This is a genomic window from Anaerolineales bacterium (genome assembly GCA_030583885.1).
Lineage (GTDB): Bacteria > Chloroflexota > Anaerolineae > Anaerolineales > Villigracilaceae > Villigracilis.
Genome location: CP129480.1, coordinates 2,016,952 through 2,035,790, shown reverse-complemented (window position 1 = coordinate 2,035,790; position 18,839 = coordinate 2,016,952). Strand labels below are relative to the sequence as shown.

The 18,839-nt window shown below is 53.7% G+C and carries 21 protein-coding genes and 1 tRNA gene; 5 read left to right on the top strand and 17 right to left on the bottom strand.

What is annotated here, in order from left to right; genetic code table 11:
- Positions 1-594 precede the first annotated feature (594 nt).
- The 17 genes from QY332_10145 to QY332_10065 all read right to left on the bottom strand — a co-directional run bounded on the left by QY332_10145 (position 595) and on the right by QY332_10065 (position 13,158).
- Positions 595-2,073: a hypothetical protein gene (locus QY332_10145; GenBank protein ID WKZ38289.1), complete on the bottom strand. Its 1,479-nt coding sequence runs from the start codon at positions 2,071-2,073 to the stop codon at positions 595-597.
- A gap of 129 nt (positions 2,074-2,202) precedes the next feature.
- Complete coding sequence (locus QY332_10140) at positions 2,203-2,532, bottom strand: hypothetical protein (GenBank protein ID WKZ38288.1); 330 nt, start codon at positions 2,530-2,532, stop codon at positions 2,203-2,205.
- Between the two features lie 192 nt (positions 2,533-2,724).
- Positions 2,725-4,032: a replicative DNA helicase gene (gene dnaB / locus QY332_10135; protein ID WKZ38287.1), complete on the bottom strand. Its 1,308-nt coding sequence runs from the start codon at positions 4,030-4,032 to the stop codon at positions 2,725-2,727.
- 23 nt (positions 4,033-4,055) lie between these two features.
- Complete coding sequence (locus QY332_10130) at positions 4,056-4,436, bottom strand: hypothetical protein (GenBank protein WKZ38286.1); 381 nt, start codon at positions 4,434-4,436, stop codon at positions 4,056-4,058.
- Positions 4,437-4,469: 33 nt separating this feature from the next.
- Positions 4,470-6,584, bottom strand: a complete 2,115-nt coding sequence (locus QY332_10125) for a hypothetical protein (GenBank protein WKZ38285.1) — start codon at positions 6,582-6,584, stop codon at positions 4,470-4,472.
- A gap of 339 nt (positions 6,585-6,923) precedes the next feature.
- A complete protein-coding gene (locus QY332_10120) occupies positions 6,924-7,598 on the bottom strand; it encodes a hypothetical protein (protein ID WKZ38284.1) in 675 nt (224 codons plus the stop codon).
- A 20-nt stretch (positions 7,599-7,618) separates the two neighbouring features.
- On the bottom strand, positions 7,619-7,852 hold the full coding sequence (locus tag QY332_10115; GenBank protein WKZ38283.1) for a hypothetical protein: 234 nt from the start codon (positions 7,850-7,852) through the stop codon (positions 7,619-7,621).
- Entirely contained in the window at positions 7,849-8,115 is a 267-nt protein-coding gene (locus tag QY332_10110) for a hypothetical protein (GenBank protein ID WKZ38282.1), read from the bottom strand. The genes QY332_10115 and QY332_10110 overlap by 4 nt, the downstream gene beginning before the upstream one ends.
- Before the next feature lie 120 nt (positions 8,116-8,235).
- Positions 8,236-8,985, bottom strand: a complete 750-nt coding sequence (locus QY332_10105) for a ParA family protein (protein WKZ38281.1) — start codon at positions 8,983-8,985, stop codon at positions 8,236-8,238.
- 30 nt (positions 8,986-9,015) lie between these two features.
- Positions 9,016-9,261, bottom strand: a complete 246-nt coding sequence (locus QY332_10100) for a hypothetical protein (protein ID WKZ38280.1) — start codon at positions 9,259-9,261, stop codon at positions 9,016-9,018.
- A 54-nt stretch (positions 9,262-9,315) separates the two neighbouring features.
- The gene (locus QY332_10095) at positions 9,316-9,588 is read right to left on the bottom strand and encodes a hypothetical protein (protein WKZ38279.1); all 273 of its coding nucleotides are present in this window, start codon (positions 9,586-9,588) and stop codon (positions 9,316-9,318) included.
- A 17-nt stretch (positions 9,589-9,605) separates the two neighbouring features.
- Positions 9,606-10,655 carry a hypothetical protein gene (locus tag QY332_10090; GenBank protein ID WKZ38278.1) on the bottom strand — a complete coding sequence of 350 codons (1,050 nt, stop codon included), beginning with the start codon at positions 10,653-10,655 and terminating at the stop codon, positions 9,606-9,608.
- 17 nt (positions 10,656-10,672) lie between these two features.
- Complete coding sequence (locus QY332_10085) at positions 10,673-11,167, bottom strand: SH3 domain-containing protein (GenBank protein WKZ38277.1); 495 nt, start codon at positions 11,165-11,167, stop codon at positions 10,673-10,675.
- On the bottom strand, positions 11,164-11,661 hold the full coding sequence (locus tag QY332_10080; protein ID WKZ38276.1) for a hypothetical protein: 498 nt from the start codon (positions 11,659-11,661) through the stop codon (positions 11,164-11,166). The genes QY332_10085 and QY332_10080 overlap by 4 nt, the downstream gene beginning before the upstream one ends.
- Positions 11,648-11,860, bottom strand: a complete 213-nt coding sequence (locus QY332_10075) for a hypothetical protein (GenBank protein WKZ38275.1) — start codon at positions 11,858-11,860, stop codon at positions 11,648-11,650. Before QY332_10075 ends, QY332_10080 begins: the two co-directional genes overlap by 14 nt.
- Before the next feature lie 607 nt (positions 11,861-12,467).
- Positions 12,468-12,914: a hypothetical protein gene (locus QY332_10070; protein WKZ38274.1), complete on the bottom strand. Its 447-nt coding sequence runs from the start codon at positions 12,912-12,914 to the stop codon at positions 12,468-12,470.
- Positions 12,915-13,076: 162 nt separating this feature from the next.
- Positions 13,077-13,158 (bottom strand) — tRNA-Leu (locus tag QY332_10065).
- 67 nt (positions 13,159-13,225) lie between these two features.
- Here QY332_10065 and plsX point away from each other — a divergent pair.
- The 5 genes from plsX to QY332_10040 all read left to right on the top strand — a co-directional run bounded on the left by plsX (position 13,226) and on the right by QY332_10040 (position 18,808).
- Positions 13,226-14,242 (top strand): phosphate acyltransferase PlsX, encoded by a 1,017-nt coding sequence (gene plsX / locus QY332_10060; GenBank protein ID WKZ38273.1) that lies wholly within the window; start codon positions 13,226-13,228, stop codon positions 14,240-14,242.
- Between the two features lies 1 nt (position 14,243).
- A complete protein-coding gene (locus tag QY332_10055) occupies positions 14,244-14,939 on the top strand; it encodes a hypothetical protein (GenBank protein WKZ38272.1) in 696 nt (231 codons plus the stop codon).
- Between the two features lie 72 nt (positions 14,940-15,011).
- Positions 15,012-17,813 carry a helicase C-terminal domain-containing protein gene (locus tag QY332_10050; GenBank protein ID WKZ38271.1) on the top strand — a complete coding sequence of 934 codons (2,802 nt, stop codon included), beginning with the start codon at positions 15,012-15,014 and terminating at the stop codon, positions 17,811-17,813.
- A gap of 10 nt (positions 17,814-17,823) precedes the next feature.
- Entirely contained in the window at positions 17,824-18,156 is a 333-nt protein-coding gene (locus QY332_10045; GenBank protein ID WKZ38270.1) for a hypothetical protein, read from the top strand.
- Positions 18,137-18,808 (top strand): arylamine N-acetyltransferase, encoded by a 672-nt coding sequence (locus QY332_10040; GenBank protein WKZ38269.1) that lies wholly within the window; start codon positions 18,137-18,139, stop codon positions 18,806-18,808. Before QY332_10045 ends, QY332_10040 begins: the two co-directional genes overlap by 20 nt.
- Positions 18,809-18,839 lie beyond the last annotated feature (31 nt).

Sequence of the window (18,839 nt, the reverse complement as noted above, 5' to 3'; positions counted from 1 at the left end):
GAGGAAGGCTGCGATGGGAATGGAGACAGCGTGAACCAACATGCGAAAAAGTGTGTTGGGAATATCGAAAATCAGGTAAACGCAACCTTTTTGCTGTCGCTTTGACAAATAATTCTCCCTGAATAATATACGCTTTTTTGATGGGCAAGTCTGATTGGTTTGGTCGATGGGGTTATGTTGATAAGTATACAGGAAAAATGGTCTAAAGCGGTGAATTTGTCGGATGGGGCTTGGTGGGTATTTTGAAAAAAAGACAACTTTGACCTGTGTTGACGAAAGACTATTTATTTTGCAAAGCTGTGTGGGTACAACCCAATTGTTATAGGATACAACCTTTCTGTTAAAGATACAACTTGATTGTTGTTATCCAGCTGGAGGAGCTGAAGTTGACAGGGAAACTCCCTGAGTGAGTGCCATTTGCAAAATCCCCCGTCTGGAAGCATAGTTTTGCCAAAACGGCAAAACTATGGGTTAAGTTACAACAAGACAAATCGCGCTTTAAAGCGCAATGCCCAGGGTGAGGGGGGCACCCTGAACATTGCAACGCAAATATTACCATAATATTTTTTGGATTGCCACTCCCGTCAAGACTGTTTAATCGTCTTGTTCTTCCGTCACGCTGCCTGGTAAAAGATCTTTTGTCAGTCCCAAGAAATCGGGATAAATGAATAAACTCGACAGCATCCACTCCAGGGCTGACAAGTGATCTGCGGTCAAACCATGCGCACCCATGAAACCATCATATTGGTCGAAATTAACCTGGACCTTGTACCCCCCCTTCTTGTCCTCAAAATTCGGGACGATAAACCAGACATTCAACTGGTTGTCCCTGCCGATATAGAAATGCGACAGAAACACATTCTGGATCGCGGCGCTCATTTGGATCTTTTGCAGGGTGACCCCTTTGTTTGCCGCCTGTTTGAAAGCCTCCTGCAGCGCCGCGTACATCTCAAGGTTAGGCTCGCGCGTCAGGTAATACCGCAGCAGAAGCAGGGAGCGGACCGGGTCTTTGAACTTTTCTTTCCATGTTTTGCTATCCCCGCTGGCGTCGTAGATATACTTTGCCGCCCTCATCAGCATCGCCACGTTCGCACCCGGTTCGCTCATGTCTTCCTTGCCCAGATAATCCTCGTCGCGCAACTCGCGCTTGATCGCCATTTGATCCGCTAGGATGTCCTCCATGCCTTCCAACAGCGGGGCGATGATCGGATGAGGCTGCCATGAGGTCGAATGGACATTCCCCTTTTTGATGGGAGCTCTCGGCGCAAGTGTCATGGTAGATGTCTCGAGATCCTCCTGCAAGCTCTCCGTGCCGCGCAGGTTCGACATCAGAAGGTACGAGATGGGAAATTGAATCTCTCCACCTTTGTTCACCTTCCACAACGCCTCCATCCACATCTCCATTGTTTTGTCCCGGCTTCGCAGGTCGAGATTGAAAAACAACATCAGATGCGGCAGTTCCCCTGTAGCAACAGAATATTCATGCCAGTGTTCCAGTTTTTTTTGCGCGCGGGGCAATGTTGTCCTATTCAGTTTTTGCTCTATCTCCACGTATAAGGGACCGTTCGTCGTTTGAAGAACCACATCGCAGCGCAGGCTTCGATCCGTACCCCTCGCATCCCGATACGGAAGCACCTTTTCGATTTCCGCATCCCAGCCCTGCTTGCGGGCAAGGACATACACCTCCAATTGACAGTAGCGATGGCGCAGCGCAATGTCGGTCGGTTCGTCCAGATAACGCATCGTCAATTCAGGCGAAATCTTATTGAGAATTTCCAGCCCAAACTTCGTCAGGCGATACACTTTCTTGGGTCCGCCTGGCTGACCCGCGATTGTTTCAGTCGATTTTACGAGCAGTGGAGGAAAGCCACCGCTCGAACCCGCCAGACGATTCAAGGTGTTGTACGCGGTTCTTTCTGACGATTCCAAGCCCTTCGTTGAAAAATCCAGCCAGGTCAATTCGACCGTAGTGGCCCCGCACGTGGCACAAGAAAGAAGCGCGGTTTCAATCTTTTTATCCTTTGAAACCGCGATTAATGCCTTCTCTGCATCGCTCATTTTTCCATACGTCATAATGCATCAACTCCAAACAAGTTTTTCAAACAGCTGGCGCTGATTTATTCCTACTTGTCCCCAGATTTTTACGGGGTTCTTTTCTGGGGGACATTGATCGAAATTGGTCGATAGGTTATTCGCTCGATCCTAACCAAATTGGAGGGTTTCCAAGTCCTTATAATCTTTGAATTCGCCCGACACCATGCTGTCGTGCAATTTTTCGGCAAGGACGCGAACATCCCGAAAGGGAGTTCCCCATGCAATCTCATTGACAAAAAGTAATGCCGCCTCCCCCCTGGCCAGGATCGAAGCGGACACCGATACCGTGATGCGTGGATTTTCCATATCCAAAAAGGCAATTGCTTTTTTCCAAGCATACACTTCCAATGCAATCCGCCTGTCTGCAACGTAGATCGTCAGGGGCTGGGATTGCGGACCGGTCTTCATCTTAAATTTTGAGGCTACAAAGTCGGGCATGTTTTCATTCCACCCAACCTCCATTGTGTCGTGCAGGATAGTCCCGTGGATTGAAGCCAGGCAGTATTTGGCGTACATGCTTTATATGCTCCATTCCCATGTGTGAATAAGATTTTGCGGTAATTTGCCGTCCAAGGCGTCCATTTGTTAAGTAATTCTCCTTTTTAGAATTTTGTGGATTGTCACTCTTTCCTATTCAAATTTGGTAAGTTGTTTCACGAAGCTTGCGTTTGCGTCTCCTTTCTTACCGTTGCGATGTTTTGCGACGATCAACGTCTCTACGCTGTCTTCCTCGAAGGGGAAGATGACCACATCGGCATCCGCTTCGATGCTTCCGCTTTCGCGCAGGTCGGACAGGCGTGGGCGGCGTTCCTCCTTCTCGGATTCGCGGTTGAGTTGCGCTCCCACCAATACGGGGACGTTGAGGCGGCGGCTGACAGTCTTCAACCCACGTGAGATCGCGCTGACCTCCTCTGTGCGATTGGCGCTCCTGCCATCCATGCCCATGATCTGGAGGTAATCCACCACCACCAAGTCGAGCGGTCCATGCTGCATGATCAGGCGGCGGCAGCGGGCTTCGATCTGGGCGGGCGTGATCGCGGGGGTATCGTCCATAAAGATCGGCAGTTTCTCGAAGGTTTCTGCGGCGGCATTGACCTTCTCCCACTCCTCCTGCGTCAATTGCCCGCTCTGGATCCTGTCGAGCGGGATGCCGGTTTCGTTGGCGGTGAGGCGCTGGGTGATCTGTTCGTTGGGCATCTCCAGCGAAAAGACCGCCACACGATAACCCTGCATGGCTGCGTTTTTGGCGACGCTGAGTTTGAATGCGGTCTTGCCCTGCCCCGGCCGCCCAGCCACAACATACACGCCCACTTTCAGGTTCTTGAGCAATACGTCAAGGTTGCCGATGCAGGTCGGGATGCCGGGAACGATTCCCTTTTCGGAGGCGTCCGCCATTTGGTCGTACATCGCCGAAAACGGCACGGTCATGTGACGCAGCCCCGTTCCCATCGCATCGGTGACCGCTTTTTCCAGTTCCATGACTGCGCTGGAGGTTACATCCGTGATGGGGTCGCTGCTATATGCCAGCGACGCGATCATGTTGGCGGCGAATATCAACTTGCGGCGGGTGGAATGTTCCTGCACGATTCGTCCATAGGCTTCCGCGTTGAGCGAGGTCGGGACCTGGTTGATCAACGAAGTCAGGTAGGCAGACCCACCCACTTCCGCAAGTTTGCCGTCACGCTCCAGTTCGTCCGCGACAGTGAGCAGGTCCACAGGCTTGCGGGAGGCGTGCAGGCGGGCAAAAACCTCCCAGATAAAGCGGTGGCGGTGGATGTAAAAATCCTCAGCCTTCAAAAATACCGCGAGTTCAAAATAGGCATCCGGGTTGATCAACACCGAGCCGATCGCGGCTTCTTCGGCTTCCACGCTGTGAGGCATGACAGGGCTCGCAGAAACTGCTGTCTTGGGTGTGAGTGTAGTAGTTCGTTGAGCCATGTTGATTCTCCTGCGCGTGATTTCTATGCGTCATTTACGCAGCGACCGCAGGGGCAAGGCTTGCTGGCATCCTTGCCACGACTGTCTCGAATTTTTTTAATGTCGCTTCCGTGCATCCGATACTTCCACTGCCCAATGTTGATGACATTAAATTCTCCCTTTGTTACATAATCGTGGAGTTGTCCTCGGGTAATTCTTGAGTAATGCGCCGCTTTATTGAGCGTGTGCCACTCGTTAACTCCGTACTCCTCGAACCATTTTTCATCATTTTCATATTCCCACCCGGCGATCCAAGCTTTATCTTGTCCCGATCCTTCAGGATACGGGCTGATGCAAATCATTCCAATGCGATCTCTACTACGGGCTTCGCGCCCTTGGATAAATTCAGGTATATGGGTTGTCATGGTGATCTCCTTGTGTGATTGTGTTATCGGTTGTTATTCCACGACCTTGATCTTGCGGCGCGGCACTTTGAACGGCACAGACTTAGGAGATTCGTTGGTATCAGCGTTCATAGTGTCGATGACCAGCCGGGGCGCAGGAGAAGATTCAGGCGCGTCCTCGGCGAATAGGCGGTAATACAAGTCCTGCTTGCGGTGCAGGGGCAGTTTTTTCAGGTTCGCGCGGTAGATCATTTCCTCGGCAGTCTTTTCGCCCAACGTGTGGGCAAGATCGCCGTCAAAAAGTGCGCGGAGTTTTTCGGGACCAAGCCGTGCCAGGCGCATGAAAGCATTGCCCGGTCGTGTCCCGATGCTTGAAATCGCCAGCCCAACGCCGGTCTCGTCCTTGAGGGTTTTGCCTTTGGGCGAATGGGCGTGTAATATCCAGCCCACGAAGCGGAGAGCGCGTTCCTGCTCGTCCGGGACAGTCGCGACCATGACGGACACCTTCGAGGGGTGGATGTCGCTGGTCTGGGCAAGTCGAGAAAAATCCCAAACCGACTGACCGACCGCTTTTTGGGAGTCCGTCTGTTCGGCATCCCTGCCCCCCTCCCCGTTGGTTCCGCTGGCGGGCGGCGCGTCTGGACGAGCTTCATTTGCGTCAACCGCAGGAGTTGGTCGGTTAGTGTTTAAGAGTTGGTTTAAGAGCTTAAGAGCTTTTAACTGTGCAACTTTTTTCAAAATAAGCGCAAAGTCCGCCATGGCGTGTGTGCAATATGCGCCATCGCTAAGCGCAAAGTCCGCCATGCCGAGTGTGCAATTTCCGGATTGGGAAAAGTCCGCCATGCCGTGTGTGCAAAAATCGGATTGGAAGATTCCTGCGTAAGGACCCCGCCCTGTTACGACAACTTCGAGCAGATCCCGCGGGATTTCGTCCGTCAGGACGCGGAAGGTGCGCGGCTGATGCTCGAAATCCAACTCAGGCTCATCCTTGATCACCTCCGCCATGTACATCCGCGCGATCGCATTGCGGTATTTCCCCGCCTCCTTGTGGGATGCCGGGTATTTGGCATTCAGCCATTCCCAGGCGGTCTTGGCGCGGCGGTCGCCAGCCAAACCAAGTTTTGCGGCAATCTCGTCCCACCCACCCTGGAAGGTAACGATTGTGCGCGAAATTTCCTGATTGACGAAACATCGGTCGCGCATCAAAACAAGCAGGTAACCTGCCGATGGACCGAGCGCGGGCAGGATATATTCCAGGAAGAACAGCGGGATCCTGATGATGTCCCTGGGTCGGATGATGTGTCGATGCAAGTTTGACGCCAGGACGGCAAGCAGTTTCGGTTCGACCTGACTTCGAAATAGCGAAGACACAAGCTCAAGGACGGTCATGGCATCCTCAGCGGGTCCATCGCCATTTCCGATCAGATCGTCCATCGGCGTATCTGCGGCGGCGCGAAGCACGCCTTCCGGTCCACCGTACGCTTCGGCGTTTTCCAGAAGCCACCGGCGCAAATGCGCGGCATCGCTCGGGGTCAACGGCATGGTGGTAAAGACGCTGAACCGCCGCGCTGCCTGCCGGGGTTTACCGCCATCGCTGACCCAGGTCTTGGGATCGTCATGTTTGACCGCCAGTCCCTTGAGTTTTTTCCAAAATCCGTCATCGGACAGACGGTTCCAGTAGGTGCGGATGGAAATGCCCGCGCGCACGGCGATCTGCTGTGCGGAGAAACGGGCTGTATACATGGCGCCCTCCCCGCGCGATCCCGCCTCGTATGAAATCTGCTTGAGGGACGCAGCCATGAAGAACCCGTCCACGCCGATCTGCTGTTCCACCCATCGTTGGATATAGCCCGGCAGCGACAGGGCTCGATCAGGGCGCACGATTTCTTCGTAGATATCCTTGATCGGATCGTGCGTTACGATCACGGTCTCCCTGGCTGACAGGAACTGAACAGAGGCATTTACAAATCCCATGCCGTTCAGGATCTTTACGATCTCGCCTCCTATGGGGCGAACGCCACCTTGTCCCGCCACGCGGATCGAGAAGATGTTATCCTCGAAGGACGCGAACTCGGGAGAGCAGGCGGCACGCCATGCTTCATAGGCATCGACGCCCAAGGCTTCGCGAAGTCGTTTTGATACGGTGTTCCAGAGGGTGTTTTCAGCCATAAAAAACCTTCTTGTGATAATTTTCTCAAGCGGCGACAGGCAGCCCTGTAAGGGGGGCTTTTTTTGTACCCATATCGCAGGTCAAAATCGAAAATTGAGACGCCTCAAAATCGTTTCTGTTGGGTGCGGTTGAACAACGGCAGAACAAAAAATGAACACATAGTTGAACATTGGATGATCAGCGCTTGAACAATTTTGTTCAACCACCATTTTGCGTCCTCAAAAAATGGTCTGATTTTCCGAGAAAATCGAAAACTCGATTTTTGGGAATCGCCCCTTCTCCCCTATTTGGGACGCACTTTCTGCTACATGTTTGGTGGAGCAAAATGAAACTCATGTTTACGCCCACGCGTCCCTCTCTCTCTCTTCGGTATATACAGTCTGCCGCACATCGAGAGAGCGGGTCTTGAGGTTGAATTCCTGCGCCTTATACTTCTCGATCGCATATTGAAGCAAAACAACCAGCACTTCGCCTGCGGGCAGATGATTGTTCTTCGAGATGGCGTCGATCTGGGAAATGACATCCTTTGTGAAGCGGTACCCGGCAAATATCTTTTTCCGCGCGACCTTCCTGGGTTTTTCTGGAATGTCACGTTCAGAGGTCCATACTTCATTATTGGCATCTTCGATATAGACTTCCATTTTCCTGCGTGACGGGTTTGGTTTCCCGCCCACCCGCAGTTCTCCATTGCGAACCTTGCGCAATGCCCACTCTGTCAATTTCTCCGTCACGCCGTTCTCGGTCGCATTGTGCTGGTGTGCCAAACCGCCAATTGCAGTTTTTACGTCAAAGAACGCTTCATGCATGTAGGCGGGAATGAAATAGGTTTCCACCGGGTTTTGCTTGTCATATGCCCGCCGTTTTTCCCTTTGCTCTTCCCTGCGCTTCTCCCTGACTGTATCCTTCTTTACCTGCCGTGCGGACGGAATCAGCGACAATGCGCCGCCACCAGGGGAGGGGACAGGGACGCTGTTGTCTGCCACGAAACGATCAAGGGGATTGGTTCGAGTCATAACCATTTACTCCATCGTTTCTACCGAAAAGCTAAGCGCGGCGGATTCGAGAGTGCCCCATACCACCTCGCCCGGCTTGCCGTAGAAGTTGTGTTCTTTCCCATACACTGTGCGGATGTGACGACATTTTTGTTCGAGCTGACCCGCAATTTTTCCGTGCCAAGACGCAGTTTCTGCGTAGCGCTGGCGGCCGGATCCAGATCGATCAGGTCGCTTTGCTTATCGTCGTTCAACAGGATGAAACTTGTCTTCATATCGCCTCCGTGAAAAAATCCAATTGCAGCGGTTCCAGGGCGGGGACTTCCCAACGCACTCCGCACAGATGATGCTGATGGGTGTACGCCTGCACCCAGTCTTCCGCCATCTGCCGCGTATTCTCCACAGCCTGCCTCAATCCCGCGCCATGATTGCACCCGCCGCAAACACAATCGCAATGCGGCTCGTGGGCGTTGTAACAGCATGCATCACAGCGCCCTTCGCAGCCATCGCTGCCGTACGCGGTTATCAGAGTGGTCATGCCGCGCCGCCCTGCAGCAGCCACTGGAAAAAACCGGGGATTTCATGCAAGGGCAGCGCCCCGTTGCGCACATCGCGCAATACTCGTTTCCATTCCGAGAAAGTCATTTCGCACCCTCCGCTATATTCTCTTGATGATGTCGGTCAGAGTGAACTCGTATTCCTGCGAAGCGCGGCTGGCGGGGGCAAACTCGAAGATTGTCTTTCCTTCCGCCGCGCATTCGCGCAGGACAGTCGCGCGGTGGATGGGAGAGAGCAGGTCATCGCCAAAGCCCTGTTTCAGGTTTTCCATCGACTGCCTGCTCTCACTGGTGTTGTCGTCGTAGAAGGTCGGTAGCACGCCGAGCAGCGATCCCTTCCAATGATGCTGGCTGCGGAGTTTGCCTAGCATGTCCATCATCTGCGCCACGCCATCAAGGGAGAGGTATTCGGTGGCGGACGGGATCAGGACATGATCGGCGGCATACATGACCCGTTCCTGAATGCCGCCAACCGAGGGCGCGGTGTCAAAGAAGATGAAGTCGTATTCCTTGCGCAGGGGGGAGAAGAACGCCCAGATGAATTCGATGGAGGCGTTCTTTGCGCCGAGAACGATCTGAGCCGAAGCGGTATCCTGGTTGCCGGGCAACAAATCAAGGTTCGCGCGCCTCGTCTCTCGAATCCATTGGTGCAGGTCCTCCTCCGGGCGGAGGAGCACATTAAACAGCCCAGGCTCCGGGCGCATCCCAAGCGCGGTCGCGCATTGTCCCTGTGGATCGCAGTCCACCATCAGGACGCGGTATCCGCGCAGGGCGGCAGCGTGCGCCAGCGAGAGCGTGGTCGTGGTCTTGCCTGTGCCACCTTTGTGGTTTCCTGTTGAGATCATTTTCATGTTTTCTGTTTCCTTTTTATATGGATGGCTTCAAGAGCATCTTCGACGGTGATCAGCGCGCGGGAGTTGATTCAGCGGGTAAGGCAGATCTTTATCCACAGGCGCGTTGTAGACAAAAAGCGTATCTACAATCAAAACCATCCAGACGCCGATATGGGAAAAAAGCGCAAGCCATCCGTTTATTTCTCCAGCGAACGCGGCTTTGAGGATCGGGATTGCAATCAGGAATCCGACAAATCGAAGCGCCTGGCGGGGAAGGGATTGCTTTGTCGTCATATTGGCTTTCCTTTTCTCCAGTTTCCCTCCTCGTACCAGGGCAAGGGAACTGCGTTATTCTTCCGGTCCATCCAGGACGGTGTTGCCGTCCGCATCCTCTTCAAACTGCGCATTCTCAATGAATGCCAGGGCGATCGGTTTGCCGTCAATCTCTGCGTTGAGGGTCTTTACTCTTCCGCCGGACGAGCGGTCCAGGGCATTCATCGCGCCAACGATCATGTCGCGGGACTCCGAGGGCAACGCCGCACGTGAACGCCCCTTCCGCTGGACCTGGATCGCAAAGGGGCGTTTGATTCCCTTCAACATATCCAGGTCCAGGGAGAACATTCGACTCGCCGCCCGGCTTACAAAGGGGACGCGCTGTTTCCTGGCTTGCCGCCATTACCCGAAAAGGGCGGGGTTGCTTCGACCATCCTGTCATGAACAGCGAGACATTGCGGGCAGGTCGCATCCGTAACGAATAAGGTTGTTTGGGAGGGGGATTGCTCTCCGCAAAGCGCAAGCGAGCCATCGCCGCCTTCCTGGATGAAGTGGGTTTTCGCACCCGTAGGATACGCCAGCGACGCTTGCGTGTTCGGTCTGTATTGCGGCTCATGCTTGGAAGACGAATTGTCGCCGCCCAACCTTGCGAGGGTATCTTTCAGCGATTGCAGTTTTTGGGCAAGCCCATCGTTTATGCCTTCCGCTTTGCCGTATGCAGTGGTTTTTGCTGCATTGTGAATACCCACCAGGTCGTGCAGTTTTACGCGGGTGGCCTGTTCCAGCGCCGCCTGCGTAACCCGGATTTCCGCCAAAATGGTGGCTTTTTCCAGGGTTTCCTGTTTCGCCATGAGTAGACCTTCGGCGTACGCCAGGTCCCGCTGCTCCTTTCCGATTTCTTCCATCTTGCGGCGGTATTCAGCCACGGCACGGCGGGCGTCGCGCCGGGCGCTGGTGCTGGGAGCGGTCATGTGGTAGATGAAGCCCGCGACGACATTGGCGACCACGATCAGGGGGATGGCAGGGGCGGCGATCCCTTGCAACATTTCGGTCATTGCGTTGTTCGGATTGCTGAATGACAGGGAGTCGGTCAGGGAGGTGAGGACCACCCCTGTCATGTCGATCAGGAAGAACGACATCGCAATCCAGTCCTGGTACTTTTCGGTGGAGCCGAAGATCCACACCAGCGACCAGATAATCATCCCAATGTCCAGCCCCCACAGCCCGACCAGCGCCATGACCTGCATGTCGTCAGGGACAGAGCCGGACAGGAAGTGGTACGAGCGCCAGGCGGTATAGATGAACAGGACCGCATCGAGCAGCAGCACCGCCAGGTCGGTAAAGGCGAATCCGCCATGATCGGTCTGGATGCTATTGCCGGTCAGTTCATCGGTGAGAGAGACTTGTTGAGCCATGTTGTTTTACCTCCGGGTTATTTGCATAGGTGGCTGGCGCTGACCCAGCCGATGATGGGTGATTGGATAAACGTCCAGCGCACGTCATCTATAAGTTTGGTGAGCGGCTCGCCACGCTCTCCCAACGGGACGGTAACCGTTTCGCCTTCTGCCAGGTAGCCGCGCACGTCGCCTTTCAAGCCTGCCTCAAAACGGACGTGCAGTTTTGCGGCGTCGAATCCGCCAGCGCATACAGTCATGGTGATGGTTGTCTGTTCCGTATTGGCTGCGGTTGCTTTGCTGGTAAGCGGTACGCTCATATTCGTTTCCAGCGAAGCGGGACTGGTTTCCTGCAGGGAAAAATTGGGCGCCAACGCCCAGGCTGCATACAACATGCCTGGCACAAAAAAGAACGCCAGCGCCAACCGCGCGATCGGGAGGCTGTGTCTGGGTTTGGCAGCAGCGGGGGATGGACGGCGTTCGCGCCATTTGCGTTGCTCTTCGAGTCTCGCCATCAATTCATCCTTGTTCACGCTGATACCTCCGCGGCACTGGGTTCGCGCATCCCATGGGCGGACAATCGTCGCGCGCGTGTACGAATACTCAGGGTGATCATCCCAACTGCAAGCAGGACAGGGGGGAGGACACGAAAAAAGAGATCGGCATGCTGCCAGTTGATCGAAAGCCAGGTCATGCCACTGGAAACTCCCCAAAGCGTGAGCGCGCCTGCCGCCAGGACGCCCCAGACATGTTTGCCCGCCAGCATGCCTGCCATTGCCCACAGCAGGGCAAGCATGATCACGAGAAACTCCAGCGCCAGCATGGGGACTGCATCCGTGAAGGGGGAGTAGATGCGGCGGAGGGTGGTAAGGCAGAGGAAGGCGGCTGCCAGCCAGCCGAGAACCGTCGCAGCGCGAAGAAACCAAGGGATGATGTACAGGATCGCGACGAGAATGCCGAGCGCAAGTTCCAGCAAAAAACGAAACATAAATGCCGCGGCTTGAAGGAAGTAGTTAAGCATTGTCATTGCAGACTCCATTTCTTTTGCAATGCAGAACAAAATGGGTTTCCTGTTCGATCACAAGGCTGGATGAATAATGTGCCTGCAAGCCGTGCAGCCCCAGGTAGGCAGGGAGTAGTTCCAAGGAAACCGTCACGAACTGACCGTTTGACGGGGGAGGGAGCAGGCGGGCTATTTGCTCGCGGGTTTGTTTTTCCTCAGTCATTTTTAACGACTTTTTTCACGATCTCAAACCTTACGCCTACGTCGTTCCGAACGACCCACCAGGTTCCATCCACAAGCACTTCCCGCCTTCTGATGTTCTTTATGCGGATTTGCTCCACGATGCCCGTTTGGACATTCCACCTGGATCCGGTCCATTTCGAGACTCTGACAGTGTCGCCAACTTGAATATTGATTTTCATTGCGACCTCGGTATGCCATTGAGCAGCAAGCGGATTCGCTTTGTGTGTTCATCAACCGGCTTGATGATCTGGCAGCATCCTGCTTCGATGTCGGATTTGATCCTGTCGAAAGCAACGGAGCAGTTACTGCAAACTTTTTGGGTTTTCCCGTACATCTCTCGATCATGGAGAAACCTGGCGGGAACGCCGCAGTTTTGACATTCATTCAAAGCACACCTCCTTGTTTTATAAAAAACCTCGCTGGCAGGTCATGTCTGCCACCCGCGCCCTGGCTTCGGTCAGGTCGTTGTTCTTGATGGCGGGAGTTTAGCATAACTACCAATCTTAAGTCAAGAACATTGGTAGTTATTAGGAGTATGCAAAAATAAAAAGGCGGCATTTCTGCCGCCTTGCTTCTTTTCGTATGTGTTATCCAGCGATTGTTTTTTGTATCTGGCTGTACGGTGTTCCATCTTCCTTGAATATCCGTTTGCCTTTCCCCCCTGCCAGCCTGTAAATATGTACGCAATAGGCAACATCCTGTTCGTCCAGTAAAACTTTGTTCTTTCTTCGCCCCACGCGCATAATGAAGCCGCGGTTCGCCCAGTTTTGTAAAGTGGAAAAAGCCATGTCGTATTTACGCGCGGCTTCTGCTATGCCTATGCCTGCCCCTTTGAGGTTAGAAAACTTCCTATATTCCGGCAGGTCTTCCTTCCGGGTAGGCAGTGTATTTGCGTCCACTAACAATTCTCCATTCATCGTTCCACCGCCGATTTTACCAGCGTGCAACATGGAGCGTAAGGCTTTTTCAGATAGATGTGTTTTTCGAACCGCCTCTGTTATTGGAATGAATTTTGGGAGGGTGGGAGCAACCATTCTGGTACAATCCTTCCGTCTGACCTCCGGCGAAGTCAGATAAGTCGGCCTGCACAAGGCATATAAACCTTGTGCAGGTTCTGTTGCCAATCGGACGATTTGGTTTCTGGACACTTTGACCCGGCATTTGATGCTAGGTCAAAATGCTAAAGATAAATACAGTGCGCTGGAGAGGACTTGAACCTCCACGCCTTGCGGCACATGGCCCTCAACCATGCCTGTCTGCCAATTCCAGCACCAGCGCATAAGCAGGGCGTATTATAATCGGCTTGCTTTTCTTGTCAAGCACACAAACCACAGGAGAAAATCTTATGGCTCGAATCGTTGTAGATGCGATGGGAAGCGATAATTTCCCGGCACCGGATGTGGAGGGCGCGGTACAGGCGGCGCGTGAGTATGGGGCGGAGATCATTCTGGTCGGTGATGAAGGTCTCATTAAACCGGTGCTTGATGCCCAAAATACAGAGGGATTAAAGATACGTGTACTCCATGCCCCCGAAATACTCAGCATGGAGGATAAGGGAGAAAACCTTGTGCTGAAAGCGCGCAGCAGGGAAGCCAGGAATTCAATGGCTGTCGGCATTGATCTTGTGAAAAACGGCGAAGCGGATGCCTTTGTCAGCGCGGGCAACACAGGCGCAGGCATGGTGACTGCCCTGTTCAGGTTGGGACGCATCCGCGGTGTGGACCGCCCCGCTCTCGCACCGATCTTCCCCACCGCAACCGGCACATGTGTAGTTCTGGATATCGGCGCAAACCCCGATTGCAAACCAGAGAATTTACTACAGTTCGGGATTTTGGGAAGCATTTATGCTGAGAAGGTTCGCGGGGTAAAAAGCCCTAAAGTGGGTTTGATCTCCAACGGCGAGGAGGAAGGCAAGGGCAATGAACTGGTTAAGGCAGCCACGCCGTTGTTCAAATCGGCAAATCTGAATTATATTGGAAATGTGGAAGGCAAGGAGGTCATTGGTGGCAAGGTGGACGTGGCTGTCACAGATGGGTTTACAGGCAATGTCATGTTGAAGACATCCGAAGCGGTCGCCAAATTGATCACCGACAAGATCCGCGAGATCATCAGGAACGGAAGCATCGTCACCAAGCTCGGAGGACTATTGGTAAAGCCCGCCTTGGGTGCGATCAAAAAACTGCTCGACCCCGGCGAACAGGGAGCCGCTCCCATGCTCGGAGTGAACGGACTGGTTTTCATCGGTCATGGCCGCTCGGACGCATTCGCCATCAAGAACGCGGTGCGCGTGGCCAAACATGCAGTGGATGTAAATGTACTTGATGCAATGAAATCTGCGATTGAAGAGAGTTTAAAGAATTAAAATGAAAATCATCAAAAACGAAAAACTGATCAAACGGAACGGTATCATCGGCCAGTGGACCAGTCTCGGCGCATTGATCGTGCTTGGCGCGGGCATGTACATTTCATTCACGAAGCCTGAGTGGTTTACATACTCCGTCATTTGCCTTGTGGTCGGCTTTATCATGACCCAGATCGGCATGTATATGGGCAGCCGTTGGGGACGTTCCCCCCGGCCGGACGAGAAATTTGACGCGGGTCTAAAAGGATTGCACAGTGAATTTTCGATCTACCACTATTCATCACCTGTGTCACACTTGATGGTCGGGCCGGCAGGTGTATGGGTGCTGCTTCCATATCACCAGCGCGGAAAGATTTTCTTCGAGAAAAACCGCTGGAAGATGCGCGGCGGCGGATTCATGCAGGGATATATGCGCATCTTCGGGCAGGAAGGCATTGGACGCCCGGATATCGATGCGGAAAATGAAGTGCGCGCATTGGGGAAATTCCTTTCCAAAAAACTGGACGAGACAAACATCCCTGAGATCAAACCGGTGCTTGTATTTACCAATGACGATGTCGAATTGGATGCGGGCGATTCGCCGATCCCTGCCATGAAACTAAAACAACTGAAGGAATTCATGAGGCAGGGTACGAAAAACCGCGCACTTTCAAGCACGCAGATCAACCAGATTGACAAATTATTTTCAGAAGAATAAACAAGTGTCAAGACGCGGTGCTCTGCATTAATCGAAGAAGCGCCGCGCCTTTCATGGTACACTTGTTCTAATATGACCATCATCGTTTCATTGGACATCGAAACCACCGGGTTGGACGAAAACCGTGAAGCCATTATTGAGATCGCCGCAGTCAAATTCAACGGGCGGCGCATCGAAGGTGAATTCAACACCCTCATCAACCCAGGCAAACACATCCCCGATTTCATTACTGGTTTAACAGGCATCGACGATGCCATGGTGCGCCAGGCTCCGCGCCTGCGCGATATCGTTCATGAACTGACCGCCTTCGTCGGCGACGCACCCATCCTCGGGCACAACGTCAAGTTCGACATCGGCTTCCTGCGCAAGGCGGGGTTATTTGAATATCAACAAACGCTTGATACGTACGAACTCGCCTCTGTATTAATGCCAACCGCCAGCCGCTATAACCTGGGTTCGCTTGGCCAGCAATTAAACATCCCCCTCCCCGCCACCCACCGCGCCCTTGATGACGCCCGCGTCACTCATGCATGTTACGTGCGCCTGCTCGACCTTGCCGGCGAACTTCCGCTTGAAACCCTGCAGGAGATCGTGGAACTCGGAAACTTCGTGGACTGGGACGCAGGCTGGGCATTCGAACAAGCCCTGCATGCCCGGGCGAAGGAAGGCACCAAACCAAAACATACAAAAAAAAGCGCATCTTCCCGAAAACCGGCACCTGGCTCACCAGCTTTAAAAGATGGCCCGCCGATTCAGCGGACTGAAGAGCCGCTTCCGCTCGACCCAGAAGAAACCGCCTCCATTTTGGAATACAGCGGACCCTTCTCCCAATACTTTGAATCTTATGAACACCGCACCGAGCAGGTGGAGATGCTCAAAGCGGTGGCTCATGCCCTTTCAAACGGCGGCCATTTAATGGTCGAGGCGGGAACCGGGGTGGGAAAATCCTTTGCCTATCTTGTGCCGGCCGCTTTGTTCGCACATCAGAACAACACGCGTGTGGTCATCTCCACCAATACCATCAACCTGCAAGACCAGCTGATCAAAAAAGACATACCAGACCTGCAAGCCGCGCTCAGCCTTGACGTTCGCGCCTCGGTCATGAAAGGGCGCGTTAATTATCTCTGCCCGCGCAAACTTGGGACCATGCGCACACATGGTCCCTCCAATGCCAATGAGATGCGTGTGCTGGCGAAGATCATCGTATGGGAACTGGAAAACATCAGCGGAGACCGCAACGAACTGAATCTCACGGGACCCATCGAACGCGAAGTATGGTCGAGACTCTCAGCGGAGGACGATTCCTGTACAACGGAAACATGCCTGGGGCGCATGGGAGGCGCATGTGCCTTTTATCGCGCAAAGCAGGCCGCGCAAAGCGCACACTTGCTCATCGTCAACCATGCCCTTCTACTTTCGGATGTTTCCACGGGAAGCAGGGTACTGCCGGAATATGATTACGTCATTGTGGATGAAGCACATCACATCGAGTCCGCCGTTACCAACGCACTGTCCTTTCGCATGACCCAGAACGATCTGGATCGCATGTTAAAGGAATTGGGCGGATCATCCGCCGGAGTGCTCGGCAGACTGTTGACAGAGACTCGCGACTCGCTTCGCCCCTCCGACTTTGGCCTGCTCCAGCAAAGATCAAAACGTGCCACCGACCAGGCCTTTCGCCTCGAACAACTATCGAAGGAGTTTTTCAGCGTGCTTGGCGGGTTCATCGCCGCACAACGCGAGGGACAGCAGCAAAATAATTACTCCTGGCAGATGCGGATCACGTCAGCGGCGCGCACACTGCAGGGCTGGGATGACCTGGAGGTGTTATGGGGGCAGGTCAGCGACACGATGAGCCACCTGCTGAAAACGTTGGACGAAATCTACAAGGCGCTTGCCGACCTGTACAGCGAAGGACATGACAACGTGGAGGATGTGATGGGAAGCCTGAGCACCCTGATGCGCCGCATGACCGAAGCCGAAGCCGCGGCTTCCGGGTTGATGCACAAGCCGTCCAGCGAGCTCATCTATTGGATCGAAGTCAATCCGCGCGGCGAGAGACTATCGCTCAATGCCGCCCCGCTGCGCGCAGGTCCGCTGGTTCAAAAGCATTTATGGCACGAAAAGGCATGTGTCGTCATGGCATCTGCCACACTGACCACACATGGAGATTTTCAATATGTCCGCAGCACGCTTTCCGCCGATGAAGTGGACACGCTTTCGCTCGGTTCGCCGTTTGACTATGAAGCCAGCACGTTGCTTTACGTTGCCAACGACATGCCGGAGCCAAACTCTTTCAATTACCAACAGGCGCTCGATCGCGCCATCCTTTCCACCGCCAAAGCCACCGGCGGACGAATGCTGGTCCTCTTTACCTCCTACGCCGCACTGAAGAAGACCGCCCAAGCCATCACCGGCCCGCTGGCGCGCGAGGATATTTTCGTCTACGAACAGGGTGAGGGCGCATCGCCAAATGCCCTGCTCGAATCCTTTAAATCCACGGACCGCGCTGTTCTGCTGGGCACGCGTTCGTTTTGGGAAGGGGTGGATGTGCCCGGCGATTCGCTTTCCGTCGTAGTCATCACCAAACTGCCCTTCGGCGTCCCTTCCGATCCGATCATTGCGGCCCGCTCGGAACTGTACGAGGATTCATTCAATGAGTATTATCTTCCCGAGTCCATCCTCAAATTCCGCCAGGGATTTGGTCGCCTGATCCGCACTGCATCGGACCGGGGAATAGTTGCCATACTGGATCGCCGCGTGCTGACCAAGCAATACGGGCGGATGTTCCTTGAGTCCCTGCCACCGTGTACGGCGCGTCAGGGAGCCGTGGCGGGGTTGGCAAAGATGGCGGGTGATTGGCTGGGGATGTGAGGCGTTAAAAATGCTAGACAAATGGAAAAGAGAGATTGCTAAAAAAGCAAAAGATAATTTTCATCTAGCAAAACAAGCCGTAGAAGAAGGTCAAGATCAAATTATAACTGAGACTGCAATGAAAATTATCAATTGGTTAGAAGAGTTATTCGAAGAAAAATCCAAAAATAGCGGTTTGAAATCTCGCCTAGAACATTTTGAGCAATATTTCCGGACACCTCAATTACTTTCAAATGCACATCCACCAATACCTTCAAAGGCTCAACTTTACCGAATCCCCAAACCCCAACTCTGCCACCCTGCGCGCCCTTCAACTCGCGCACATGCGGAGCATCCCCTTTGAAAATCTGGACATCGGGCTGGGACGCAAGATAAACCTCGACCTGCCCAGTCTGTGGCAGAAGATCATCGTGGATGGGCGCGGGGGATTTTGCTACGAGTTGAACGGTCTCTTTGCATGGCTGTTGCAGGAGATCGGCTTCGAAGTGACCTGCCTCAACGCGCGCGATTACCACGAAGAGGCCGACAGTTTCGGCATTGATTTCGACCACCTGACCCTGCTGGTCAAAGCGCCGCATGAGTCCACGCGCTGGCTGGCGGATGTTGGCTGGGGCGACACCTTCTTCCAGCCGCTGGATATCGACAGCCCGAACGAACAGGTGCAGGGATTGCGCGGCTATTGGGTCAAACCGTTCAAGCAGGGCTACATCATTTGGCAAAGGAACTACGATGGCTCGCAGGAACGTCATTATTTCTTCGACCTCATCCCTCACCGCTTCCCCGACGAGTATCTGGATACCTGCGAATACCACCAGACATCGCCAAAATCCCCTTTCACGAAGAACCGCATCATCTCGCGCGTCACGGAGAGTGGACGAATCACGCTTGACAGTGATGGGCTACTTGTTACCGAAAATGGAAAGCGAACGATCACCGAAGTTTCAAAAGAACAGTGGAACTCCCTGCTCCAAGAGCATTTCAATATCGTGCTTTAAATACTGCAGGGGCGGCCCGCCGATTAAAGTA